General features: G+C 63.0%; 22 protein-coding genes and 2 pseudogenes. 8 read left to right on the forward strand and 16 right to left on the reverse strand.

Going from position 1 to position 25,051, the window contains the following annotated elements; translation table 11 throughout:
• Nucleotide 1: 1 nt before the first annotated feature.
• From carB to QW379_08535, 3 genes are all read right to left on the reverse strand, one after another.
• On the reverse strand, nt 2–3,400 hold the full coding sequence (gene carB / locus QW379_08525) for a carbamoyl-phosphate synthase large subunit (GenBank protein ID MEM2870445.1): 3,399 nt from the start codon (nt 3,398–3,400) through the stop codon (nt 2–4).
• A 4-nt stretch (nt 3,401–3,404) separates the two neighbouring features.
• The gene (carA, locus tag QW379_08530) at nt 3,405–4,601 is read right to left on the reverse strand and encodes a glutamine-hydrolyzing carbamoyl-phosphate synthase small subunit (protein ID MEM2870446.1); all 1,197 of its coding nucleotides are present in this window, start codon (nt 4,599–4,601) and stop codon (nt 3,405–3,407) included.
• Between the two features lie 225 nt (nt 4,602–4,826).
• The gene (locus tag QW379_08535) at nt 4,827–8,324 is read right to left on the reverse strand and encodes a winged helix-turn-helix transcriptional regulator (protein MEM2870447.1); all 3,498 of its coding nucleotides are present in this window, start codon (nt 8,322–8,324) and stop codon (nt 4,827–4,829) included.
• 299 nt (nt 8,325–8,623) lie between these two features.
• On the opposite strand from QW379_08535, the gene QW379_08540 reads away from it, so the two are divergent.
• Nucleotides 8,624–9,094, forward strand: a complete 471-nt coding sequence (locus tag QW379_08540; GenBank protein MEM2870448.1) for a hypothetical protein — start codon at nt 8,624–8,626, stop codon at nt 9,092–9,094.
• 4 nt (nt 9,095–9,098) lie between these two features.
• Here QW379_08540 and QW379_08545 read toward each other — a convergent pair whose 3' ends face one another.
• From QW379_08545 to QW379_08595, 11 genes and pseudogenes are all read right to left on the reverse strand, one after another.
• Nucleotides 9,099–9,299, reverse strand: a complete 201-nt coding sequence (locus QW379_08545; protein MEM2870449.1) for a hypothetical protein — start codon at nt 9,297–9,299, stop codon at nt 9,099–9,101.
• A complete protein-coding gene (locus QW379_08550) occupies nt 9,296–10,180 on the reverse strand; it encodes an ATP-binding protein (protein MEM2870450.1) in 885 nt (294 codons plus the stop codon). Before QW379_08550 ends, QW379_08545 begins: the two co-directional genes overlap by 4 nt.
• Complete coding sequence (locus tag QW379_08555; protein MEM2870451.1) at nt 10,177–11,016, reverse strand: ATP-binding protein; 840 nt, start codon at nt 11,014–11,016, stop codon at nt 10,177–10,179. Before QW379_08555 ends, QW379_08550 begins: the two co-directional genes overlap by 4 nt.
• Before the next feature lie 83 nt (nt 11,017–11,099).
• Complete coding sequence (locus tag QW379_08560; GenBank protein MEM2870452.1) at nt 11,100–11,522, reverse strand: CoA-binding protein; 423 nt, start codon at nt 11,520–11,522, stop codon at nt 11,100–11,102.
• A 17-nt stretch (nt 11,523–11,539) separates the two neighbouring features.
• Complete coding sequence (locus tag QW379_08565; GenBank protein ID MEM2870453.1) at nt 11,540–11,899, reverse strand: NifB/NifX family molybdenum-iron cluster-binding protein; 360 nt, start codon at nt 11,897–11,899, stop codon at nt 11,540–11,542.
• Nucleotides 11,896–12,120 (reverse strand): hypothetical protein, encoded by a 225-nt coding sequence (locus QW379_08570; protein ID MEM2870454.1) that lies wholly within the window; start codon nt 12,118–12,120, stop codon nt 11,896–11,898. The genes QW379_08565 and QW379_08570 overlap by 4 nt, the downstream gene beginning before the upstream one ends.
• 78 nt (nt 12,121–12,198) lie before the next feature.
• Nucleotides 12,199–12,495: a DUF5320 domain-containing protein gene (locus QW379_08575; GenBank protein ID MEM2870455.1), complete on the reverse strand. Its 297-nt coding sequence runs from the start codon at nt 12,493–12,495 to the stop codon at nt 12,199–12,201.
• Nucleotides 12,496–12,628: 133 nt separating this feature from the next.
• Nucleotides 12,629–12,883: pseudogene (locus QW379_08580) on the reverse strand (NifB/NifX family molybdenum-iron cluster-binding protein).
• A gap of 450 nt (nt 12,884–13,333) precedes the next feature.
• Nucleotides 13,334–14,248 carry an Mrp/NBP35 family ATP-binding protein gene (locus QW379_08585; protein MEM2870456.1) on the reverse strand — a complete coding sequence of 305 codons (915 nt, stop codon included), beginning with the start codon at nt 14,246–14,248 and terminating at the stop codon, nt 13,334–13,336.
• Nucleotides 14,249–14,402: 154 nt separating this feature from the next.
• Nucleotides 14,403–14,708 (reverse strand): annotated as a pseudogene (locus QW379_08590) (DUF134 domain-containing protein).
• 39 nt (nt 14,709–14,747) lie between these two features.
• Nucleotides 14,748–16,346, reverse strand: coding sequence for a DUF4147 domain-containing protein (locus QW379_08595; GenBank protein MEM2870457.1), 1,599 nt, complete (start codon nt 16,344–16,346; stop codon nt 14,748–14,750).
• Between the two features lie 85 nt (nt 16,347–16,431).
• Here QW379_08595 and QW379_08600 point away from each other — a divergent pair, with 85 nt between their 5' ends.
• From QW379_08600 to QW379_08620, 5 genes are read left to right on the forward strand one after another with little or no spacing between them, the layout of a single operon-like run.
• Nucleotides 16,432–16,851: a 4Fe-4S binding protein gene (locus QW379_08600; GenBank protein MEM2870458.1), complete on the forward strand. Its 420-nt coding sequence runs from the start codon at nt 16,432–16,434 to the stop codon at nt 16,849–16,851.
• Entirely contained in the window at nt 16,832–18,151 is a 1,320-nt protein-coding gene (locus QW379_08605) for a 2-oxoacid:acceptor oxidoreductase subunit alpha (GenBank protein ID MEM2870459.1), read from the forward strand. The genes QW379_08600 and QW379_08605 overlap by 20 nt, the downstream gene beginning before the upstream one ends.
• Before the next feature lie 42 nt (nt 18,152–18,193).
• Nucleotides 18,194–19,093 carry a thiamine pyrophosphate-dependent enzyme gene (locus QW379_08610; protein MEM2870460.1) on the forward strand — a complete coding sequence of 300 codons (900 nt, stop codon included), beginning with the start codon at nt 18,194–18,196 and terminating at the stop codon, nt 19,091–19,093.
• 29 nt (nt 19,094–19,122) lie between these two features.
• On the forward strand, nt 19,123–19,440 hold the full coding sequence (locus QW379_08615; GenBank protein ID MEM2870461.1) for a hypothetical protein: 318 nt from the start codon (nt 19,123–19,125) through the stop codon (nt 19,438–19,440).
• 5 nt (nt 19,441–19,445) lie between these two features.
• Entirely contained in the window at nt 19,446–20,033 is a 588-nt protein-coding gene (locus QW379_08620) for a 2-oxoacid:acceptor oxidoreductase family protein (protein ID MEM2870462.1), read from the forward strand.
• Nucleotides 20,034–20,048: 15 nt separating this feature from the next.
• Here QW379_08620 and QW379_08625 read toward each other — a convergent pair whose 3' ends face one another.
• Complete coding sequence (locus QW379_08625) at nt 20,049–21,215, reverse strand: pyridoxal phosphate-dependent aminotransferase (GenBank protein ID MEM2870463.1); 1,167 nt, start codon at nt 21,213–21,215, stop codon at nt 20,049–20,051.
• Between the two features lie 243 nt (nt 21,216–21,458).
• Between QW379_08625 and QW379_08630 the strand changes: the two genes are divergently transcribed.
• Nucleotides 21,459–23,081: an FAD-binding oxidoreductase gene (locus QW379_08630; protein MEM2870464.1), complete on the forward strand. Its 1,623-nt coding sequence runs from the start codon at nt 21,459–21,461 to the stop codon at nt 23,079–23,081.
• Complete coding sequence (locus QW379_08635) at nt 23,081–24,220, forward strand: (Fe-S)-binding protein (protein ID MEM2870465.1); 1,140 nt, start codon at nt 23,081–23,083, stop codon at nt 24,218–24,220. Before QW379_08630 ends, QW379_08635 begins: the two co-directional genes overlap by 1 nt.
• A gap of 28 nt (nt 24,221–24,248) precedes the next feature.
• Here the strand turns inward: QW379_08635 and QW379_08640 are convergent.
• Nucleotides 24,249–25,051, reverse strand: an 803-nt coding sequence (locus QW379_08640; GenBank protein ID MEM2870466.1) for a putative Ig domain-containing protein, incomplete at its 5' end; no start/stop codon positions are given.

Genomic DNA, 25,051 nt, shown 5'->3' on the forward strand with positions numbered 1-25,051 from the left:
ATCAGTGGCCGTTGTCCCCTCCGGCTGCCGCCGCTCGGTCCGACCTGACCTCCAGCGGTGCGACCGCCAGGGAATTCTTTTTCCTCGCGCATAGTGCTCTGACTGCCGCCGAGGCAGCGGCGATGGTCGTTATGAAGGGAATGTTCAACTCGACCGCGAGCCGTCTCATCATGTAGCCGTCCCTTTCGATAAGTCTGTCCGGTGAGGGCGTGTTGATAACCAGACCAATCTCACCCCTCCTCATCATGTCCAGGGAGTCGGGCGAGCCCCCCTCGCTTATCCTGAATATCCGCGTCACCGGAATCCCTCTCTCCCTCAGGTATGCGGCGGTCCCCCGGGTTGCGAGAATTCCGTAGCCCATGTCCGATAGAGCTCGGGCGATGGGCACCACGCTCTCTTTGTCCGCGTCGTTCACCGTGACGAAGATGTTGCCAGACTTCGGCAGAGCGACGCCGGCCGCGAGGAGGGCCTTATAGTAGGCTAGCCCAAACTCGCTGTCCCTGCCCATGACCTCTCCCGTGGACTTCATCTCCGGCCCGAGGACCGCGTCAACCCCGGGTAGCTTCTGGAACGGAAACACGGACATTTTAACCGAGACCCCCCTCGGCACAGCCCCCCCCGTCAGGCCGAGCTCCCTCAGGCTCCTCCCGAGCTGGACCCTCATCGCCGCCTTGGCCATCGGCACACCTATCGCCTTCGAGACGAACGGCACGGTGCGGCTCGCCCTCGGGTTGACCTCGAGAACGTAGACCCTCTCATCCTTCACGGCGAGCTGGAGGTTGACTAGCCCGATTATGTTGAGCTCTTTACAGAGTCGCCTCGTGACGCGCTCGATTTCAGAAACGGTCTCCGGCGCGAGTGTCTGGGGTGGAATCACCATCGCGGCGTCGCCAGAGTGTACCCCAGCCTCCTCGATGTGCTCCATCACCGCTCCAATGAATACGTCCCTCCCGTCCGCGACCGCGTCGACGTCGATTTCTATCGCGCTCGAGAGGTACTTGTCCACGAGAACTGGGTGGGAGCCGGAAACCTTCACCGCCGCCTTCATGTACTGCTCCAGCTCCTCCTCGTCGTGGATGATCTGCATGCCGCGCCCGCCGAGGACGTATGAGGGCCTCAGGAGCACGGGGAAGCCGATGGCCTTCGCCGCTTTCCGGACCTCCTCCACGGAGAACCCTATGTCCGATTCCGGCTGGAGAATTCCAAGCCTCCACGTCAGCTCCCTGAAGCGTCCGCGGTCCTCAGCGATGTCGATTGAGTCGGGGGAGGTGCCGAGGATGCGGGTGGGCAAGTCGGGCCTTTTCTCGAGAGCCCTCTGCAGCGGGACCGCGAGGTCTATCGAAGTCTGACCCCCGAACTGGACCACCACACCCTCAGGCCTCTCGAGCTCGATTATTTCCCAGACGTCCTCGAGCCTCAGGGGCTCGAAGTACAGCCTGTCGGAGGTGTCGAAGTCGGTCGAGACGGTCTCGGGGTTGTTGTTGACCATTATTGCGAGCAGTCCCTCCTCACGAATCGCCTGGACCGCGTGGACGCAGCAATAGTCAAACTCGATGCCTTGGCCGATTCGGATCGGCCCGGCGCCAATGATCAGAATTTTCCTCCGGTTTTCTCTGCCGACTGATGCGAGGGAAGGGGACTCAGAGACTGCATGACCATGCCCCTCCGCGGTCGAGAGCGCGGCCACTGGTCTTGCGCTGGCCGGGGCCCCATCTGTCCCCCCTGGCGTGCCTGCTCCCCTATCTGAGCCCACCCCATCCGATTCCTCTCCGTATGTGGAGTAGAAATACGGGGTCCGAGCCTCGAACTCCGCGGCACAGGTGTCGACCATTTTGAAGCCAGGGCGGAGGCCCAATGCCCTTCTGAGCCTCCTCACCTCCTCCTCGTCGATGTGATACATCGAGGCGAGCTGCTCGTCCGGGAAACCGAGTCTCTTTGCCCTCTTTAGGAGACTGGCCGAGGGGCCGCCTCCTTTCTCCGCCTCAGCCTTTATCTCCCTCTCGACCTCCAGAATGTTCTGGAGCTTGTGAATCCAGAACTCGCTCCATTTCGTCAGGTCAGCGATGGTCGAGGGCTGGAAGCCCCTTCGAAGGGCCTCTGCAATCGCGAAGAGCCTCCTGTCGGTCGGCTCCACGAGCTCTACTATTAGCTCCGCGGTGCTCCACTTGTCTGGCTCGATATAGACCCTGTCAATTTCGAGCGACCTGACGGCCTTCAGGAGGGCCTCCTCCGCGCTCCGGGCTATCGCCATAACCTCCCCCGTGCTCTTCATCTGGGTCCCGATTCGGCGGTCGGCGGTCCTGAATTTGTCGAAAGGCCAGCGCGGTATCTTCATCACCACATAGTCCAGCGCGGGCTCGAAGGAGGCGAGGGTCCTGCCGGTTATCGAGTTGGGAATCTCGTCCAGAGTCATTCCGACGGCTATCTTCGCTGCCACGCGGGCGATGGGGTATCCCGTCGCCTTGGATGCGAGCGCCGAGGAACGCGAGACTCGCGGGTTGACCTCGATCACCCTGTACTCGCCGGTCGCCGGGTTGAGAGCGAACTGGATGTTGCACCCGCCCTCAATTCCGAGCGCGCGGATTATCTTCAGCGCCGCGGACCTTAGCATCTGATGGTCGCGGTCGCTCAAGGTCTGCGCTGGGGCGACGACGATGCTCTCGCCAGTGTGGATACCCATCGGGTCCAGGTTCTCCATGTTGCAGACGGTGATGCAGTTGTCAGCCCCGTCCCTCATAACCTCGTACTCGAACTCCATCCAGCCCAAAACGCACTCCTCGACCAGAACCTGCTTTATGCGCGAGTAGCAGAGGCCAAGGGAGACTACGTGCTCCAGCTCCTCCTCCGCCTTGACCACCCCGCTCCCCGTTCCGCCGAGGGTGTAGGCCGCCCTGATGATGACCGGGTAGCCACCGAGCTCCCGCACAATCTCCCTCGCCTCCTCCACGCTTCCGCAGGCGACGCTCCTCGGTATCGGCTGGCCTATTTCCCTCATTGTTTTCCTGAACAGGTCCCGGTCCTCGGAGGCCGCGATCGCCCTGAGCTGGGTCCCGAGGAGCCTGACGCCATACCTCTCCAGAACTCCCCTCTCGGCGAGCTCTGCGCAGAGGTTGAGCCCCGTCTGGCCCCCCATCCCGGAGAGAATGCCTTGGGGCCTCTCGCGGTCGATTATCCTCTCCACGCACTCAACGGTCAAGGGCTCGACATAGACCGCGTCAGCCATCTCGGGGTCGGTCTGAATCGTCGCTGGGTTGGAGTTCACCAAAACGGTCCTCAGCCCCTCCTCCCTCAGCGCCCTGCAGGCCTGGGAACCCGAGAAGTCGAACTCCGCCGCTTGCCCGATCACTATCGGCCCGGAGCCGATTATCATTACCTTCTCCAGGTCACACCTCTTCGGTATTTCCTCACCGCCCTATCCCTGCGGGCATCATGAGCCTCCTGAATCTGTCGAAAATCGCGCGTGCGTCCTGGGGGCCCGGGGAAGCCTCCGGATGATACTGGACGGAGAAGACCGGCAGCTCTCGATGCCTGAGCGCCTCCGCGGTCCCGTCGTTCACATTGGTCTCGACGAGCTCCAGCTCCGGCGGGAGGTCAGGGTCAACGGCGAAGCCGTGGTTCTGCGAGGTGATACGAACTTTGTGCGTCCCGACCTCCCTCACAGGCTGATTCGCACCCCTGTGCCCGAACTTGAGCTTGAACGTCCTCCCGCCGAAAGCAAGCGCGATTATCTGGTGGCCGAGGCAGATTCCCATCAGCGGCACCCTTCCAGCGAGCTCTCTCACGGCCCTGACAACGGTTCCCTGAATCTCGGGGTGGGCCGGGTCCCCCGGGCCGTTGGAGACCAGAACGCCGTCCGGCTCGAGTTCCAAGATTCGTGCAGAGCTCCACGAGTAGGGGACCCTCACTACTTCTGCGAAGTGGCAGAGGTTCCGGATGATGCTCAGCTTCACCCCGCAGTCGACCACGACCACCCGGAGGACCCCCTCCCTCTTCGTAGGAATTCCTCCCTCAGAATTCGGCGGGAAGGGGGGCGCTCCCCCGGAGGCTTCTGCGGACGCGGACGAAGCCCCCCAATGTCCCGGGCGGCCGGAGAAAGCGTGGAAGACGGGCTGCGGAACGCTGACGCCTGCGACGAGATTCTGTGTGTCTGGGTAGGGCATCTCCCGGACAACTCCTAGTAACTTCTCCTCGCCCCCCTCCGTCGTCAGGGCGGCGCGCATCGTGCCCCTCGCCCTCGTTTTTATGGTGAGCGCCCGCGTGTCGACGCCGGCGAGCCCCGGCACGCCGCCCCATCTCAAAAATTCGTCGAGGGTCATCAGGCTCTCCCTGTGATGGGGCCTCGCGCAGTGCTCCCGCACAACCATCGCCCTGACTTTTATACCGTCGGATTCAAAAGCGCCACCGCTGATGCCGTAGTTCCCGATGAGGGGGTAGGTCATCATCAGCAGCTGGCCGCTGTAGGACGGGTCGGTCAGGGCCTCTTGGTAGCCGGTCATGCCCGTGTTAAAGACGAGCTCACCGAAAACAGTCCCCCTGGCGCCGAAGGCGCGCCCTCGGACAATCGTACCGTCGTCCAGGACCAGCGCGCCCTCCCGCTCCATCCCACAGGCCTCACCCCAATTGCGCAGGATTCATAAGAACGTTGGCCATGGGAGCCCCTCACGACCGGTCCGCGATTCTCCGGGTTCCGTTGCGAGGGGCGGGACAGGACGGAGGGCCGCGCATGTCTGGCCAGCCCTGTGCTGGAATAAGGGGGCGGGGTGGCCGGTGTTAACGGACCCGGGGGGGTGGGAGCCGAGCGGAGCGGAATCGGCGGGGGGATTTTTCTACCGCGAGGCCGCAGCCAGCGGGAACTCCGGCGGGTAGCACAGCGTGTTCCTGCCCCTCTGCTCTATTTTCACGCTCCCCCTGCGCGCCAGAAGCCTGATGTGGTAGCTCACGACCTGATGGCTCGTTTCCAGCGCGTTGGCCAGCTCGTTTGGAGTGATTCCCGGCCTCTGCTGAATCAGCTCCAGAATTTTCTTCTGCGTCTCCCTCACGCCCAGCCGCAGCCTGACCCGCGCGGGGTCAACGCCCGTCGGGTAGAAGCGCCTGTAAATTCTGTCCATTCTCGAGAAAATGAACCCTTCCCTCTCCAGGGTGCGGAGGTGGTAGGCGAGGGTCCCGTTCTTCAGCCTAAGGGTCCTTCTGATCGAGGAGTAGTGATCTCCGGGGTTGGCCTGAATGTAGCCGAAGACCTGCCCCCTGACGAACTGGTCGAGTACTTCCTCCTTTTTTATTTTTGAGTAGAGGGGAACCAGCGCCAGAAAGAGCTTGTACCGGGAGGCCTCCGCGCCCACTATCGCGACTGCTGCCAGAACGGCCGACACCGCCGAAACTGCCACCGCGGTCCGGCCTAGACTCTCGGATGGGGCCGCGGCCGGAGCTGGGGACCCGGGAGAGGTCGAAGCCGGGGGAGGGGCCCGAACATCCACTTTGATTGATGTGGAGGAGGGTGATAGGAATGAAGCCTTGGCGCCCTGCGGGCTGAAGAGGACAGAGAGCTCGTGCGCCCCCTCGGCCTCCAGAACAATAGCGCTTACACAGAACCGCCCGGAAGGGTCGGTCACGCAGGAATAACTCCTGCCTCCGAAGACCACTGTCACGGGGGCACAGCCCACGGGATCGCCGCTCTCGCCGCCCCAATTCTCCCTGAGAACCCCTGAGACCGTGAGGGGGCCTCCGCTAGTTAGCGTGGGAAGAGGATCTAGTTTGATGAGGGTTCCGACTGTGACACGGAAGACCGCCTCCCGTCGGGCCGTTCCTGTTCCGGAGAGGCTCGCGGTGGCGACCACCCTTAGCTCCCCGGCGGGCTCGGACCATCCGACGGTGTGGGGGAGGCAGAAGTAGCCCAAGGGGTCCGTTCTCACTCTCCCGAGGAGCTCACGGTAGCCCGCCCTCAGGGCCTCGATCATGACCGAGGCCCCTGAGAGCGGCTCACCGGCCTCATCCACGACCTTCCCCGCAACACCCGGGAACCTGAGGCCGTCGAGCCAGGTCTCAACAGCATGACCCTTCGCCCACTCCCCTCCCTCAAAAATTACGCTGAGCGACCTCTCAATCCTCACATCCAACCGGCCCTCCGCGGGAAGCAGCCCGTGCCCGGAGCCATTCGAGCGCAGGACGAGCTCGAACCCCTCCTCCTCGAAGGTCTCAGGAACAAAAAAGGCGATGGAGAAGCAGCCAAGGCTGTCAGTCTCCGCCGCCAGTCCCCACGGATCGAAGGGAAGGACGGCCCACACGCTCTCCCCCGGTAGCGGGGTCCCGTCGAGAAGGAGTGCGCCGGAGACGAGAGCCTCCGACCCGGGCCTGACCGGCGAAATTTGGGGGAGCTCGAAGCGAGGCCTGACTACGACTCGGCACCCCACCTCGGCCTCCGCTGGCTGATAGCTCTCCGTTCCCTCGAAAAGCAGCCTGAAGGCGGCGTTGCCCGGGCGCTCGCCGTAGGGAATTCGGATGGCCGCGGCGAAGAAGCCAGTGGCATTGGGAGCAGTAACGCTCCTCACCTCGACCGGAGCTCCAGAGCCGTTGTCCCAGAGCACATTTATCAGCCCCGACCCCCAGGTCCCCGCGGGAATTACCGGGGCAATTCCTCGGGCGTCGACCAGCCGGGCCCGGACCTCGGCCCAGCCGCCGGGCGAGGCTATTATCTCGCCCTCAGGAATCTCGAAGCGCGTCGCAGCCCTTACGCGGATTCTCAGGTGTGCGAAGGAGGGGTAATAGGGCCCATCGGGATTGAATTTGATATCGAGGTGAACGTGGCCCGCGGGTGCATCGAAGGGCACATTCCAGTCAAGGGAGAAGGCGCCGGTGGACAAACGAGCAGATGGGGTCGTGCTCTTCAGCTCGAATCTCACCACCACTCCATCAGCGCTGCTGAAATCCATCGGGGAGCCAGTGGCCCTCAGGCTCGCAAGCTCGACGGTCATTACAATCCACTCGCCCTCCGGTCCCACAATGGCGACGGGGTCGCTCCAGGCGCTCCCGTTCCACACGCGAAGTCCGGCGCGGTCTCCGGGCGCAAGCCCCTTCCAGAATGCGAAAGAGATTCTTGTCTCCGACCCAAGAGCGTTTAGTCCCATCAGAGGGCTCTCCGCCCATTCGTCGGCGAGGTGGGAGTAGGGGCCGTCAAGATTCGTGCCCAGACACGAGTGGCCGCGGAACGGCGCCGGACCATGGGAAGGTCTCCCCGCCTCCCAGTCAACGCCGTCCCCTCCGAAGCTCCAGCCGGGCGCTCCCGCCTCAAAACCCTCCCTGAAAAGGACCGCCGGAATTCCGGGAGCGGTGAGCTCGAGCTCGTCGATATAGAGGCCGGCGGGCAGGGGCGGGCCGAGCGGGGCACCGTCGAGCGTGGCGCGGACCACGCCCCTCAGCGGCCCGCCATCCACGGCCTCGGCCCGTCCCGAGATTCGGCACGTGGAGCCGGCGTCCACGGCACCCGCGGGCTCCAGAATTCGAATCACGGTGGGGAAAAGCACCTCGACCCGGACCAACAGCTCAGCGGGAGGGTAGAGCTGAAGCTCTCCTACGCCGGGGAAGAAAGCCCTCGTTCCCGCGAAGCTGAACTTCATCTCGTAGATACCGGCCGAGGGAGCGAGGCGCCTCTCCGGCACCCATCTTCTAATGAAAAAAGTTCCGTTGATTTCACCGCCAGGAGCCGCGGGGTCGCGCCATGAGACCTGAATGGGGCACTGCTCCTCCCCGTTGAACCACCAGCGGATGGTCTCTCCATGACCCGCCACGCCCCTGTTCCGAAGCGCCGCCTCCCTGCCCCCCCCGTAAGAGAGGAGTGTGAAGTTGCCGTCCACGAGCTGGCCTGTCAGGTCCAGGGGCTCGTCGACGCGAATTCTCCCCAGCCCAGTCTCGAGGTCGGGGAAGGGCTGGAGGCCGCTCTCGAAGGTCCCCTTCGCAAGCGTGATGCTCACATTTTCCGAGACAACGACGATGCTCCGTGGTGATGTCCCGCCGACGCCTCTCTGCCCGTCCCTTCCTTCAGTTGGGCAGGAAGCCTCCCTTCCTCGAGCGCTCCCGTGGGCCTCACCTCCCCCGCCTCCTGCACCACAATCAGCCCCACCTCTTTCCTCGAAGCCTGCCGATTCCGGCGGAGCGGCCGCCCCGGTCTCCCCGCTCCTGTTTTCAGTCTCCGGCCCCGGCCCTTTATCCCGCGCCCTCGTCTCCTCCTTCATCGGGCCGGCTGCGCCGGACGGAGCCTCCGCCAGACTCACCTGCGCCATTAGAGCCAGCAGCACCACCAGCGCTGCGAGGGCGCGGAGAGTCCGGTCCATATCTCCCTCCCATCGATTCTCTGTCCTCAAATTATATAAAAATTGTTGATGGTATTTTTCATATTATAAAAGTGTTGCTGCTGGGCGGCGCCAGGGAGAAGGGCTGACAGCTGCTCCGGTGGAGCCTCCCTTTAGCCCTACCGCGCCCGTTGTATGGCTAGGCATCGCCGGGACTCCCGCCCGGCAGCTGGCCGGATTGCGCTTGCCCGGTCGGGAGCGACATTTCCGACGCCTGAAGGGCCGGTCAGAGGCATAATTAGTTAAATCTGGAAATAGATAACGGCACGGTGGTCTGTTTGATGCCCCCGCAGCCGAGCCAGAGTCCGTATCCGCCGCCTCCGCAGCCAGCGACCTACACGATGCCGCCCCCTCCGTCGGGCGGCCCCTGGACGAAGGGTTTGACCATCGTCCTGGCGCTCGTAGGCCTCATCCTGTTTTTCGGGGGAATGATGGTTGTATCCTCGACGGCATTTTTGGATCCCCCGACCAGGCCCGAATATGGGGATGACTATGGGGAATACGAGAAGAAAATGGAGAAATACAAGGAGGACTCGGAGAAATACCAGGACACAATCAGAAATATGGGCGGGGCCGGGAGGGTGGTGATCGAAATAGGTGGCCTGATCGCAACCGTCGCCTTCATCACCGGAGGAATAGCGGCCGAGCAGATAAACGAGAAGGTCAGGGTTGGCCTCGTCTCGGCTGCGGTTGCGGTGATTGTCTCGACGCTCGTGGTGCTCAGCATATTCTCCAGTTTCCCGGGACTCTGAGCTGTTACCATCGGGGCCTTCCCCGCCCGAGCCACAGAAGGAGGGAGGCGGAAGCGGCGGAGAGAACTAGGATCAGCGCGCCGATAGCCAGCGGCATGCGGGCATTATCCCCCGGAATGCAGAAGGAGAACCCGACGAGCACGAGCTCCGAGCACTCAACGCCGTCGAACGCGCGGACCGCGAGGGTGTTGAGGCCGCGTCTCACCCGTAGAGTATCCTCCGCGCTACTCTTCGCCATATCCCATCCACCAGCCTGCCGAACCCCTCTGGCTCGAGCTCTACCACCGTTTTCTCCGCGACCATGGCTCTGGCCGGTGCGTCGCTGTACGGCAGCTTCCCAGCGAGCTCGAGCCCACGCTCCGAGCACCAGCGCTCGATGCTCTTTGTATTTCCTTCGTTCAGGTCGTGCTTATTGATGCAGACCATCGCTGGCACATTGAAGTGCTCGCAGACCTCCAGAACGCGTTCCAGGTCGTGAATTCCTGATGGCGTGGGCTCGGTGACTAGCAGCGCCAGGCTCGCTCCACCAAGCGAGGCGATTACGGGGCAGCCCGTCCCGGGCGGCCCATCCACGATGATAAGCCCCCTTCCCTCCCTTTTCGCGAGCTCCCTCGCGCTCTGCAGGACGAGCGAGACCAATTTTCCAGAAGCCTCTCCCCCCGGCTCCAGCTCCGCGTGCGCCATTGGACCGAAGCGAGTCCGTGATATAAAAGCCGAGCCCAAAACTCTCTCGACGTATCTTATAGCCCCGGCGAGGCATACGATTCCGCAGACGCCGCAGCCCTCGCAGCGCTCCGCGATTATTCTGAATTTCTCATCGATGGCGAGGAAGCGGCAGCGCTCACGGCAGGCGCCGCACCCAGTGCATTTCGCCGGGTCTATTTCGGCCAGCCTGGGCCCCTTGAACTCCTCCATGCTGAGAATCTCTGGCCTGAGTAGGAGGTGGAGGTCAGGGGCGTCGACGTCGCAGTCCGCAAGAACCGCGCCCCGCGCGAGGGAGGCGAATGCCGCAGCTAGGGAGGTCTTCCCCGTTCCTCCCTTGCCGCTGATGACCGTGAGCTGCCTTATCTCTCCACCACACCTCATGCCACCGCCTCCAGTCTCTCCAGCAGTTGCGCGAAGCGAGATTCCATCTCCGGAATCGCGATTGGAGGAACACCCTTTGAGTAGAGCCTGGCCACCTCCATGCTGTTGGGAATTCTGAGGAGCACCGAAACCCTCTCCCGCGCGCACCACTCCTCGACCCCGGCGTCCCCGATTCCGTCCCTGTTGACGACAACGCCGAACGGGATACCCAGCTTCCTAATCACCCTAACCGCTATTTTGAGGTCGTGCAGGCCGAATAGCGTGGGCTCGGTCACGAGGACGCAGAAGTCGCTCCACCGGACCGTCTCCACCATCGGGCAGGCGGCGCCCGGTGAGGAGTCGAGAACCACGAGCTCCCTGACCGCCATCGGCCTCAGAGCCCTGATGACCGGGACCGCCGCGGTCTCGCCGATGTTCAGCCGTCCCTCCAGAAGCTCCAGACCATTTTTCACCCCGCGGCTCAGTGCGCCCACGGTCCGCGACTCCTCCCCAATCGCCCCTCTCGGGCACACGAGGGCGCAGCCGCCGCAGCCATGGCAGAGCTCCGTGAAAAGGAGCACATCGGAGGGCAGGACCGCGAGTGCGTGGTAGTTGCAGAAGTCGGCGCATTTCCCGCAGAAGTCGCACCTGGATTTGTCGATTCGGGGGACGGCCAGCCGCACCTCACCCGCCGGCCTCATCTCCGCTCCGACGAGAAGGTTGCAGTCGGGCGCCTCGACGTCGCAATCGAGCAGCTGAACCATCCCCGGGCGCCGGGAAGACGCGAGGAGGGCGAGGCTGACGGCCACGCAGGTCTTTCCCGTCCCTCCCTTGCCGCTCGCGACGGAGATTATCATAACGCCATCCCTCCCTCCTTTTTCCATCATAATAATCGGGCCAAATGGGTATCCGCTAAAGACCCCACCTTCCCCGGGCCCCATCAGGACGATGGACTGCTCCGCTCCTGCCGCCTCCTCCTCTCCACCATAACGCACATCCTGTGCAGCACCTCTATTCCCCTCTCCCTGCAGATGGCCAGCGCCCTCTCGCTCTCGGAGCCGGGCTGCATCCAGACCTTCTTGATGCCAAGCCGCGCGCACTCCTCCACCACCTTCTTGGTGACTGCGGGCGGAACCACAATGTCCACCACATCCGGCCGCTCGGGGAGCTCGGCGAGGCTCCTGTAGCACCTGCGGCCCAGAACCTCCTCCAGGCCGGGGTTGACTGGATAGACCTTGTATCCAGCGCGGGTCAGGTCCAGAAAGACCTGGTGCCCGAACTTCTCCGGGCTCCGGGAGACGCCCACGAGAGCGAAGACGTTCTTTTTGTCCAGAAAACCATCGACCGGGCCCCGCTGCTCCATTTTCAGCCTCCTCCTCCTCAGTGCCTGTGCTCCCTGGACGCGGTCTCCTCGCTCGCCGGCAAAAGCCTTCCACGCTTCCACAGCTCGAGGGTCTCACTGACGGTGCCCCGGGCGCCCATGTAGACCTCAATCCCGACGCTCTTAAACATCGCGATAGCTCTCGGCCCCATCCCGCTGGCCAGCATCACCTTTACCCCCTCCCTGGCGAGGTGCTCCGGGGGTTTTCCGGCTCCGCCCATGTGCTCGCTCCTGTTCTGAATCACCTTAACCTCGTCCGTTTCGCTGTCCACTATCGTGAATGTGGGGGCGCGGCCGAAGTGCTCGATCACGAGCTCGTCCAGCCTCCTCTCACCGAGGGTTGGCACCGCTACTTTCATTTCTTCCCTCCTCCCTTCTTCCCCGCCTTTTTTCCAGCGTCCTCCGCCCTCATCTCCGCACAGTGCTCTCCCTTCATGAATGCCCCGCACCGCGGGCACTTGATAGAGCTGCACGGAATTCCTCTTGTATGCTCGATTTTGTTACTGCACTTTGGGCATATGCAGAACCTCGAGCCGTAGCTCGAGGCGAATCGCCTCGTGTCTTCGACTTTCTTCGCCACCTCTCATCCCCTCCCGACAGTGTTCACCCGCTCTCCATTCCTCTTCCCTCTCACTCTCGCTCCCATACCCCTCGGCGCTCACTCAAGCTCCTTCATTCTCTTCTTTATCTCATCGAGCCTCGCCTCGAGCGCCTTTCTTTCCGCCTCAAGGAACTCCTTCTCCTGCCTGGGCGGGATGGCGGGCGGAAAGGGAGGGGGGTAGCCGTATGGGGGCTGTCCTGGCGATATGCTGTCAGAGGGCCTGGGCACTGGAGGTGGATATCCATACGGCGGGTACCTGCACCTGCCCCTCCCCTGTCCCATTCCCCCTCCGCCCCCCCGCCCCATCCCGCGTCCCATGCCGCGTCCCATCCCGCCCCCCATACCGCCTCCCATGCCCCTTCCCCCACCCCCCGAAGCCGGGGGACCACGTCGTCGGGCTGCCTCCGGGAGCAAGGGCCTCGCCTAAGAGATACTTCCCGACCGCCTCCCTCACGGGAATTCCGACGACCGGGGCCATCACTATTCCCGCCTGCGCCAGAACCTGCGACGCGTGGGGCCCGAACCTGCCAGCGATGACGGCCCTGACGCCTTCCTTTGCGGCGAGCTGCGCGACCTGAATTCCGACGCCCCCCATGTCGCCCGCGAACTGGTTCGGGACCACCGTTGCATTCTTGATCTCCTTTGCATCGACCTCCACAATCGTGAATGTAGCGCAGCGCCCGAAGACATTCGACACGATGTCGTCCAGCCCGCCTTTAGTCGTCGCAACCATGATTTTCATTTTCTCACCTTAAAAAAAAGGGAGAGGAGGGGCTACTTCCTCAGCTCCTCCAGCCGCTTCTTGATTTCGGCCACGCGCTCCTCAAGCGCTGAGAGCTCTTCGGTTAGCGACCTCTCCTCCTCCTCCCTGCTCATACCGGAAGGTTGCGGGTAGCCGGGGTAGCCCGGTGGAGGAGCCCACAGGCCCCACCGCGGTGGCGGAGCGGAGTGGCCAGCCGCGCCTCCAGTCCCCGAGGGAGGCGTACTGCCACTTCTCAGCCACGGGTTGAGGAACCACCAGCACGCCCAACGCCCGTAGACCCAGCCAGGCCTTTGCCAGGGCGGAAGGTGGCTGAATGGCCCCCTCCCCGGCCACGGGCCCCCGAAAAACACGCGGCCCCGGCCTGCTCCTCCTCCGTATCCGCATCCATACCAGCCGCTCCACATGTTGCATCACCTTACTAATCTCCACTCACTTATTCGGGCCATCCTCACTGCCTTTGCCGCCCTCTACTTTCCCCTCCTCCCCTCCCTCCTCTTTTTGCGCGCCTCCCACGAGCTCCTCAACCTTGCGTGCGATTTCTTCGAAGGCCTTCGCGGTGGGCGAGCTCATAGACTCCGTCACGAAGGGCCTCCCCGCGTCGCCCGTGTCCGTTATCATCGGGTCGAGCGGTATGCAGCCCAGGAAAGGAACCGTGAGGTCCATGCAGGCCCTCATCCCGCCGCCGGTCTTGAAGACATCGACTCTCTTTCCGCAGTGGGGGCAGGTGAGGCCGCTCATATTCTCTATGAGGCCGATGACTGGAAGGTTGAGGGCCCGGGCGAAGTTGATTGACTTGCGCACGCTGAGAAGCGCGACGTCCTGCGGGGTCGTTACTATCAGCGCCCCATCGGGCCCCGGCAGGAGCTGGGCGATGCTCAGGGGCTCGTCGCCCGTGCCCGGGGGCAGGTCGATTATGAGGTAGTCGAGCTCGCCCCACTTCACCTCGCCCAGGAATTGCTTGATTGCCATCATCTTGAGCGGCCCGCGCCAGATAACAGGCGAGTCGTTATCGCTCAGCAGGAAGCCGATCGACATCACTTTGATTCTGGGCGCGACGGGAATCGGCTCCACACCGGCGCCCGTGACGACAGGTCGCTTTCCTTCAACGCCGAGCAGCTTGGGAATCGTGGGACCGTGGATGTCGCAGTCCAGAATTCCAACAGTGTGCCCCCTCATCGATAGCGCCACCGCGAGGTTGGCGGCAACCGTGCTCTTTCCGACTCCGCCCTTTCCGCTCATGATGACGAGCTTGTGCTTTACGTCCTTTAGAGCGATGTGGATGTCGATTTCGTCCGCGCTCTTCGGCCGCTCTCCGCTCTCCCGCTTCTCTTCAGCGTTCTGCATTTCCGTCTACCTCCTTCTCGCGGCGCCGCGTTGCCTGCCCCCAGTCCACCCTGGCGACCTCTGCCGAGCCACACTCCGGGCACTCGCCAGGCCTCCCCGTCCCGAAGGGCTCGTCCCAGGCGTGGCCGCAGGAGTCGCACACGAACCTCCGCGCCGCCACGATGTAGCTGCCGCCGCGTATCGCGATGGCGCATCCCTTTACAAGAGCCTCCGCCACCTTTCTCCGGGCGCGGGTCAGCTCGTCCCACAGAGCCCTTCTCGAGATGCCCATCCTTAGGGCGGCCGCGTCCTGCTCCAGCCCCTCGAGGTCAACGAGCCGGAGCGCCTCGAGCTCCTCGACGGCTAGCTCCACAACCTCGAGGTCCGAGACGGGAACCCCCCTCGGCTTGTAGTATGTAACCCGGGGGACCGCCTCGACCCTCCGAGGGCAGCGGGGCCGGCCCCGCATTCGCCGTCTCATCAATTAACGCATAGGCGATGAAATATATAGGGCTTACTACTAATTTTTTTCAGTTATTAGCAAACCAATGTCTGCTACGTTTGTCCCCGTGGGCCCTGTGAGCAGGAGCCCGTTTGTCTTCTTGAAGAAGCTGTTCGAATCGTTGTTTTCAAGGAAGAGGGCGGCCTTGAGGCTCAGTTTCGTTGCGTGCTCCATCACCTCCGCATCTGCGATTGCGCCTGCGGCATCGGAGTTCCCATCTATGCCGTCGGTACCCATGGAGGCGAGGGTCCAGGCAGGGTAAATGGTGTCGGGTTTTGTTGGGGACTGGGCCTCGCTCGTGCCTCCTTCAATCTGGCGGAGTGAAAGGCTCCCGGTGTCAGCGAGCTCGTGAGATAAGCGGCCCCTCTCAAGCCCATTCAGCGCCGCCAGCGCCATCTCCTGATTCCTCCCTCCCCTCCCACTCCCCCTAACCGTTACCGTTAGCTCGCCCCCGAAGACAAGGGCGGCGGGCCTTCTCAGCTCCCCGGTCTCCAGCAGACGCCGCATCTCCGGAAAGAGCAATTTCTCAGGGAACTCGCGGGCCTCGCCCACGCTCCACCTGTATCTCGTTGCCACATCGTAGCCGAGTTGGCGGGCGCGTGCCGCGGCCGCATCTACGGCCTTTTCGTTGTTTCCGATGATTATATTCCTAACCCGTGTGAAAACGGGGTTGTCCGCCTTCGGCGTCTCGCTCCTGCGTGATTCAAGCAGTCGTCTGACGCTCTCCGGAGCCTCCGCCCATATTCCATATTTCCTGAGAACAGCTATTGCGTCGTCGCAGGTCTTTGTGTCGGGAGCCGTCGGGCCGGAGGCTATCGAGTCGAGCGGGTCGCCCAGCACATCCGACAGGATGAGGCTGAATATGCGCGCCCTCCCCGCCGCCAGAGCGAGCTTTCCACCTTTGATTCGGGAGAGGTGTTTGCGGACGGAGTTGATTTCCACGATATCAGCCCCGCACTTCAGCAGCAGCCGGGTCGTCTCCATCTTGTCCTCAAGGCGAATTCCCTCCTCCGGCAGGGGCATGAGCGCGGAGCCGCCGCCACTTATCAAACAAATCACGACGTCCCTCTCCGTCGCGCTGCGCGCGAGCTCCAGAATTCGCTCCGCGCCCCTAACCCCGCTCTCGTCAGGAATTGGGTGGCGGGCCCTGTTTATATGAATTCGCCCGATGTCTTTTTCCTCAAGACCGTTGACCCAGCCCTCTGCCCTGTCCCCCAGAGCCTCATGGACGGCCTGAACCATGGCCGTCGCGGCCTTGCCACAGCCGACGACGATGACACGCGCCCCTTTCTCGAGCGTGACCTCATCCACTGTGGTTCCCGGGCCCCCGCTCTTCTTGGGTCCCGCGTCCCCGTCCCTCAGCCCGACCTGCCCTGGAGGGGCCTCCCTTACCCCCCCACCGCCTGCACCCGCCGACCTCGCCCCTGCGGATAACTCCGGCGCCTGGCCTTCCCGGGCCCCGGGCCCTATCCTCAGCGCGTTTCCGCGGAGCGAGAGATGCTCGAGCACTGATGCGCGCGGGTCAACGGAGCGGATGCCGGCCTCCAGAATGCTCAGGACCTTTCTCCTCGTCTCCGCGCATCGCCCTGACAGGAGTTCCCGCTCGTTGAGGAACATAATCCCCCTCCACCGTATTTGGCAGGCCGGCTTAACGATTTCGGGTCTGTGCAAGCTTTATGCTCCGGCGCGTCATTGGCCCTCTGTGGCCCGGAGGCACGAGGTCCGTATACTGAAAGAGATGTGCAAGGGCTGCGGAATATGCGTCCGCTTCTGCCCTGTCGGGGTCCTTGAGATGTCCGAGGAGCTGACGCCTAGGGGCTACCATCCTCCGGTTGTTAAGGAAGGGAGGCTGTGCATGGGGTGCAGGACATGCGAGCTGATGTGCCCGGACCTCGCAATTTTTATTGAAGAGGCGGTCGCCGCGCGTTCGGGGGAGCGGAATGTGGAGAGAGGGGTGGTGGATGGGGAAACTAGGAAGGAAGCGGAGAGGATGAGAAAGGAGAGAGGCGCGGGGCACGGGGAAAAAAGAAATATGGAGGCAGAGAGAGGGAGGGGAGCTGGAGAGAGGAGAGAGGGGAGACTGATGGAAGAGGAGAGGGGGGATGAGGGGTGGTGGAGTTGAGGAATACAGGAGCGCTGGGGGCGGTGTGGTTCTTGAGGCGGAGGACAAGATTGCAGGGGGCTGGGTGATGAAGAGGCGCACCGGGGCGGGCCGTGGAGTCGGTGTAAGGGGGAGGCGGCCGGAGGAGAGAATGCGAAGCGACAGCAGGGAAAGGGCGGAGCTGCGCGCCGCCTATCTCAGGCGCCACCGTGGAAGGAAGCTCTTTGACCTCGGGGACGTGGCGGTTGCTTGGGGGGCCCTTTTCGCGGGCTGCGACTTCTTCGCTTCCTATCCAATAACACCCGCCTCGGAAATCGGCGAGTTCCTCTCCCGCGAGCTGCCGCGGGCTGGCGGCCGCATCATCCAGATGGAGGACGAGATAGCCTCGCTCTCGGCCGTTATCGGAGCGGCTTGGGTGGGGGCGAGGTCGATGACCGCGACCTCGGGCCCGGGCTTCTCTCTGATGCAGGAGGGGCTGGGTTACGCCTTCATGACCGAGACCCCGTGCGTCGTTGTCGATGTCCAGAGGTCTGGGCCATCCACGGGGCAGGCGACGAAGCCCGCCCAGGGCGACATCATGCAGGCGCGCTGGGGTACCCACGGTGACCACGAGGCGATAGCGCTCTGCCCCAATTCCGTGCAGGAGTGTCTCGACCTGACGTACCGGGCGTTCGAAATCGCGGCCGCCCTCCGGACCCCGGTCACCCTGCTTCTCGACGGAGAGGTGGGCCACATGAGGGAGCCGTTCGAGCTCAGGGCACCGCCGCCCATTGCCGGGTTGCCCCGCCCACCGGACCCGGATGAGGCGCCTCCCTTCGGCGGCGACCCCGTGCCGCCAGCGGTTCATTTCGGGGAGGGCAGGTTTCTTCACGTAACTGGGTCAACACACAGACCCGATGGGACAAGGGACATAGTGAGCCGGGAGGTGCATGAGGCTCTGGTCAAAAGGCTCTGCAGAAAAATCGACGAGAATCGGGGGGTGCTGTACGATGTGGAGTCGGATGTCCCGGATGGCGCGACCAAGGTCGTTTTCTGCTGCGGCGCCCCCTCCCGGCCCGCGTTGGGGGCGGTGATGAGGGCCAGGGAGAGCGGCATGATGGTCGGTTACGTGCGGCCCCGCACCATCTGGCCATTCCCGCGCGAGGCTGTCGACGCCCTGCCCGAGAGTGTGGAAAAAATCTTCGTACCGGAGATGAATCTGGGCCAGCTGGCGCGCGAGGTCGAGCGCTACACATGTGCCGATGTCGTCAGCCTCCCGAAAATCGGCGGCGTGACACACACAGTTCAGGAAATCTGCAGCAAACTGAAGGAGGTCTCCTGATGCCGCCAGCCCTCTATTGCGGGGGAATGGAGGTGTGAGGGAATGGCCCCGGCCCGAGCTCCGGAGGGGAGGAGGGATGCCTTGATGGAGCACCCGCTGGCGAGGTACCTGCGCCCTGGCACGATGCCCTCGACCTTCTGCCCCGGTTGCGGCTGCGGAATGGTCCTGAACTGCTTCATCCGGACAGTTGACAGGATGGGCATAAGGCCCGAGGAGCTTCTAATGGTCACGGGCATCGGCTGCTCGTCATGGATTCCATCGCCGCTCTTCAAGTGCGACACCCTGCACACCACCCACGGGAGGGCCGTGGCCTTCGCCACAGGCGCCAAGCTGATGAGCCCCGGGACGAGGGTGCTGATTATCGCCGGAGACGGGGACCTGGCCGGAATCGGAGGCAATCACCTCATCCACGCCGCCCACAGGAACATTGACCTCGGGGTGATGATGGTGAACAACGGGATTTATGGAATGACGGGCGGCCAGTCCTCGCCGACCACACCCGCCGGAGCGAGGACCTCGACCTCCCCCTACGGCCACCTCGAGCGCCCGATGCTCGTTGCAGAGCTGGTCGCGGCCGCCGGCGCGAACTACGTCGCGCGCTGGACGACATACCACATCCGCCAGCTCTCGGGGGCTATGGAGGAGCTGATCCTCGGCGAGGGGTTCAGGTTCCTCGAGATAGTCTCGCAGTGCCCGACCTACTTCCGCTCCGAAGGGGCCAGAACCGGAGCGGAGATGCTCGAGTACTTCAGGGACCACAGTGTCCCGGTTGAGAAAATAAGGGCAGCGCCCGAAATGCGGAAGCAATCGAAAATACCCGTGGGGACGCTGGTGGACAGGAAGGAGCCGGGATATATTTCCGTGATGCTGAAGATGGAGAAGAGAATTCGGAGGGGTGTGGTCGAGGCTCGGGGGCCCGAAATCGGAGGAGCGCGCGGCTGAGGCGGCGGCGTCGAGAGGGAGGAAAGGGAATGGGGCGGAGGGGCGCATGGAGCGCGGGGATGAGGGTCCGGGGCCAGCGGGGAGGAGGGGGAACAGAGGCGGAGAGGCCCACGAAGCGCGGGGCTGCGGCGGGGACCGACCATGGAAAAGCCGTGATGGCGATGGGGGAGGCACGTGGAAGGACGGGTGAGGACGGGGAGCCCGGGAGGGCACAGGCGCCGTCGGGAAGGAGGGCGAAGGATGTGCTTCGGATGGCGGCGGCGCTGTCTGGAAGGGGGACGAGGGTTGTGCCTCGGAAGGGAGCGACATTGTCGGACAGGCAGGCGGAGAGTGTTCAGGGAGGCTGATTAGGGTGATAGTGCGCTTCTCTGGGTTCGGGGGGCAGGGAGTAGTTCTCATGGGTGTGGTCCTGGGGAGGGCGGCGGCGCTGGAGGGGAAGGGAGTGCTCCAGACCCAGTCCTACGGGGCGGAGGCGCGCGGCGGCGCCTGCCACTCGACGGTGACAATCAGTGAAGGGCCGGTATTCGAGATAGAACCGGAGGAGATTGATGTGCTTGTGGCGATGTCCCAGCCCGCGCACGACCGCTTCATCGCTCTCCTCAGGCCGGGAGGGACACTGCTCTTCGAATCTGACCTCGTGAAGGGCCCCGGTGGAGCGATATCCGGGGCGGCGGGGCATGGTGGCTCCATAAAAAACCCGGTGGAGGAAAACCGCGCGAGGAGTGCCGGGAGAATGAGGGGAATTCCCGCCACCGCGCTCGCGAGCCAGGAGCTGGGGAGGGAGCTCTTTGCCAACAGCGTGATGCTGGGATTCTTTGTGAAGGAGACGGGCGCGGTCTCGCTGGAGAGCGTCAGGATGGCTCTGGAGAAGACCGTCCCGGCGGGGACCGAGAAAAAGAACCTGAGGGCGCTCGAGCTCGGCCTCTCGTGGGGCCGCTAGAGCCGCCGGCTCCCTTCACTTGGTGCCGTATTCCCTCTTCAGAATCTCGAGCATCTCCTTTATGTTCTCCATTGAAGAGGCGTAGGACAGGCGCATGTAGCCCTCGCCGCCGGCGCCGAAGGCGGTGCCGCAGAGGGTGGCGATACCAAGGTTGTTGAGCAGGTGGTTCTCGATCTCCTTGCTCTTTTTCTTCAACTTCTTTATGTTGGGGAAGACATAGAAGGCCCCCCTCGGCTTCAGACAGCTCCAGCCCTTTATCTGATTCAGGCCCTCGACGATGAAGTCCCTCCTCCTCCTGAACTCCGCCACCATCGCCCTGACCGAGTCCTGCGGACCCAGGAGGGCCTCCTTCGCGGCCATCTGTGAGAACGCGCTGGTGCAGGAGACGGAGTTGATGGTCAGTAGGGTCTCCCATTTGTGAAGCTCCGGAGGCATGACGCCGTACCCCAGCCTCCAGCCCGTCATTGCGTAGGTCTTGGAGAGGCCGTCGAGCAGAATCGTGTACTCCAGGCACTTGTCATACACCGCGGGCGAGAAGTGCTTTCCCTCGTACAGAATCTCATTGTAGACCTCGTCCGAGAGGAGCCAGATTCCCTTGTCGTGGCAGAGGTCCGCGATCGTCCTGACCTCCTCCTCATTCAGTGCAGAGCCCGTCGGGTTGTGGGGCGTGTTGATGATGATGAGCTTCGTCTTCTCGCTCACCTTTTTCTTGATATCCTCCGGGTCCATGCGGAACTCGTTCTCCTCCCTCAGCTTGATGGGCACGGGCCTTGCCCCTATGTACCTTATCATCGACTCGTATATCGGAAAACCGGGGTCGGGGTAGAGGACCCTGTCTCCCCTGTCGCACAGGGCCATGATGGTGAAGGTCATTATCGGCTTGGCCCCGGGCGTCAGCAGGACCTGGTCGGGTGAGGGCCTGAAGCCCCGCGTTCTATTGATGTACTCGCATATCGCCTCGCGGACCTCCGGGATGCCGGGCGCAGGAACGTAGTGAGTATAGCCCGCGTCCAGCGCCCTCTTCGCGGCGTCGATGATGTGGGGCGCCGTCGGAAAATCCGGCTCGCCGATGTTGAAGTAAAGAATTCTCCTCCCCTGCCTCTCCAGCGCTTTTGCTCTAGCCAGAACCTCGAAGGCCGACTCAGTCCCTATCCGCCCCATGCTTTTTGCGAAAGGCCTCATTCCCCCAACCCCCTCAGGCCCCTCCGGGGCCTCGGCCGGGTAAACAGAGCGGGGCTACAAATAGCTTTTCCGCCACCGGTCCCATATGCGCAAAAGCATTAAATCAGTGTGAGGGAGAGACATGGCAGCGCCGGGCAGGGTGCTGGAGCTCCTCCGAACATAGCGCGGTGCCGGAGAGTCTCAAGGCCCATCTCCAAAAACCCTTTAGGCAGCTTCCCGATTACCGCACGCGGGTGGTGGGTGATGCAGGCCTATATTGAGGAGCTGAGGGCTGCGCTGGGGGAGAAGGTCCGCACTGAGGACTTCGAGAGATTCGCTTACGGCGCCGACTGGTCCCCCCGGACGCCGAAGGAGGTGTTTCCCCCGGATGTCGTGGTTCTACCGAAAGAGACCGAGGACGTCAGGAAGACGGTTGAGATCGCGCGCAGGCACGGTGTCCCCGTGACTGCCGGAGGCGGACTGACGGGGATGGCGGGCGGGGCGGTTCCGATACACGGCGGCATCTACATCGACGGCTCCTCGATGAACAGAATTATCGAGGTCGACCCGGCGAACCAGACCATCCGGGCCCAGGCTGGGGCGACGATGCAGGAGCTGCTCGACGCGCTCGAGCCCCACGGCCTCTGGATACCCAATCTCCCGGAATCGAAGTGGTCCTGCACCCTCGCTTCGGAAATCGCCTGCGACAACGACTCGACCTTCGGAATGAAGTACGGGAAGATTCTCAACGCCCTCCTCTCCGTCGAGGTTGTCACGGGCAGGGCGGAGGTCGTGGAGCTGGGGCACAGGAAGGCCCACTTCACCTCCAGCGGCTACAAGCTCAAGGATCTGATTGTCGGGAGCGAGGGAACGCTCGGGGTGATAACGGCCGCGACGCTCAAGGCCGAGCCCATTCCCGAGGAGCGCTCCGTGGACATGATTCTATTTCCATCGATGACAAAGGCGGTGGAGTACCTGAACCGTCTCCTTAAGGCGGGGCTGTGCATCGAGGGCGCGCACATCAACTGCAAGAGGAGGCTGAAGTTCTACACCCACGCCTACAAAGAGAAGCACGGGAGGGAGCCGGAGGTTCCGGACTGGGCCGAGGCCCTGCTGGCCATAATTTTTGCAGGTGACAAGAAGGTGGTCTCGTTCAATAAAAAGTACGCCTTCAGAATAGCCGAGGAGATGGGCGGGCAGCTGGTTAAAGAGAGGGACATCGTGGAGAGCTGGTGGATATCCAAGCACACGCTCGCCTTCGAGCCCTACAAGCAGAAGTGGCCCAAGTCGCAGGTGGAGAAGAAGTTCGGGGCCTGCGACCCCGGGGTTCCGATGGGCAGGCTGGAGGAGTTCTACAAAGCCTTCGTCGCGACCGCGGAGAAGCACAATCTGCAGATTCTGGGCATGAACGCCTATCTAGAGCACCCAAACAGCATCGGCTTCTCATGCTCCTGCGCGCTTTTCGTCAACTACAGGGACCAGGACGAGGTCAACAGGTTCAGGAGGTACTTCGAGGAGCTCTCGAAGATAGCCGTTGACATGGGCGGGACAATGAGCACCTACATGGGCGACACAAACCTCAGGGTTCCGTATCTGGAGTATGAGCACGGAAAGGCCGTGGAGTACATGAGGGAGGTCAAAAGGGTTTTCGACCCCGACGGCATAATGAACCCGGGGAAGAAGTTCAGGTGGGAGGGGAGAGCGGGAGTCTGCGGGCCGGCAGGAGATTCTGCAGGCGCCGGTGGCGGGGTAGGGGGCGGAGGAGGGGCCGGGGGCGAGACAGGAGGGGCCGGGGGTAGGGAGGAGAGCGGCAGCAACAAGGAAGGGCGAGTGGTTTCAGAAGCCGGGAGCGGCGGGTGGTCAGGGCCCGGGGGAGGTGGTGTGTGATGGCCGAGCAGGCTGGATTAGAGGCCCTGAGGAAGGACGCCGAGACATGCTTCGGCACCTCCTGCAACTTCTGCGAGAAGGACTGCCCCATTTATAAAATCAAAAAGGACAAGACCTACACATCAAGGGGCAAGAACAGGGCGATTCTGGGCGTGCTGGAGGGGAAGGTGAAGCCCTCGGAGGAGCTCCTCAGGCTCTTCTACACCTGCGTTCTCTGCGGCTCCTGCGACGCGCGCTGCGCGATGGAGAACAACAAAAGGTTCAGGCAGATGAGAACCGAACTCGTCAGGAGGGGGCTGGTACTAAAGGAGCACAGGGAGCTCGTTGCGGCGCTGAAGGCCACAGGCGATATCTACGGCAGGAAGATAGACCTGGCGAAGCGCTTCGAGGACATTGGGAAGGACGGTGTTGTGCCGCTCTACATCGGGTGCCAGTACAAGGACCAGGTCGAGGACGTCAGGGCGGCCGTGAAGGTGCTCAACGCCCTCGGAATCAGGCCGGGGATAGGGGACGAGTACTGCTGCGGGTTCGTCGCGGACGCGCTGGGCTTCGAGAGCGAGCTGAAGGAGATAATGACGAGTAATGCGCAGGTCGTGACCTACAAGGAGTTCATAACGATGTGCCCCTCCTGCACCCACTTCTTCAGGACTGCCTACGGCCTGAAACCGAGGCACATCGTCGAGGTCGTGGCCGAGAGCCTCGACAAAATCCAATGGAGGAGGCCGCGCGGGCCGAGGGGGAGGAAGCTCAGGGTGACCTACCACGACCCCTGCGATTTAGGCAGGAGGCTGAAGCTCTTCGACGAGCCGCGGATGATTCTGGAGGCGATGGGCGTGGAGCTGGTGGAGATGAGGAACAACCGCGAGTTCTCGCTCTGCTGCGGGTCCGGGGGTGGAATTCTCACGACCGACAGGCCCCTCGCGCGCGAGATGGCCAAGAGCAGGATGAGGCAGGCGGTCGAGACCGGCGCGGACCTGCTGGTCACGTGCTGCCCGACCTGCGAGCTGGCGCTTCTGCGCGGCTCTCTGGCGGTTGCGAGGGAGGGGAGGAGGATGGAGGTCGCGGGGCTCTACAGGTTCATGGCGGAGCACCTCAGGGAGCAGGCCCGGCCCATTCATGACCCCGGTCGTGAGGGTTAAAACAGGCCCGCCACTGGATCCTTATCCATCAGCGCGACTTATGGCGCTTTCTCCAGAGCAGAACCGCGGCCGAGGCCGCCGCCATAAGAACCAGCACGGCTCCGAGCCAGAGATTGAGGGCCATGCCCTCAGCCGGATTGTCAACAATGATTGTCCTGTTCACAGGCAGCGAGAAATCGTATCCATCGTAAGCGCGGGCCTGGAGGGTGTGCCTGCCGTTTTTCAATCCGGAGGTATCAACTGTGCAGCTCCAGGAGTGGTTGCCGGAGGCTTCGAGCCAGTCTCCGGAGTCAATCCGAATCTGGACCCTCACGACCTCCAGGGTTCCCCTGAGGACCTTTCCCGAGACAGTCATCCTGCCGGTGACCCTCTGGCCCTCTGTGGGCTTAATGAACTCTACAATCGGCAGGACCTTGTCCCTGACATTAATCCCGAACTCCTGAACTGCCTCCCCGCCGCGGCCGTCAGAGGCGAGAAGCCTAACTGAGAAATTCCCGGTTTCGTCCGGAACCCAGATAAGCTGTCCCGTGGAATTGTCCAGGGTCATGTTCCGCGGCCCCGAGAGAAGGGTCAGGGTTATCTGGTCACTATCGGGGTCCTCCACGCGGATATCATAACGATAGACGACATGGCGGATGCCCTCAGTAACGGGTCTGGATTTGAACAGGGGAGCCCTGTTCCCGCGGACGACAATGATGGTGAAGTTGTGCGTTATGTTTGCTTCGCCATCAGAAATATTGACTGGGACCGGGAACTCTCCGGTCTCCACAGGTGTCCACCTTAGAACGCCGGTCGAGGAGTTCAGGGACATGTTCTCCATTTCAATGAGGA

The organism is Thermoplasmata archaeon (assembly GCA_038851035.1).
GTDB lineage: Archaea > Thermoplasmatota > DTKX01 > VGTL01 > VGTL01 > JAWCLH01.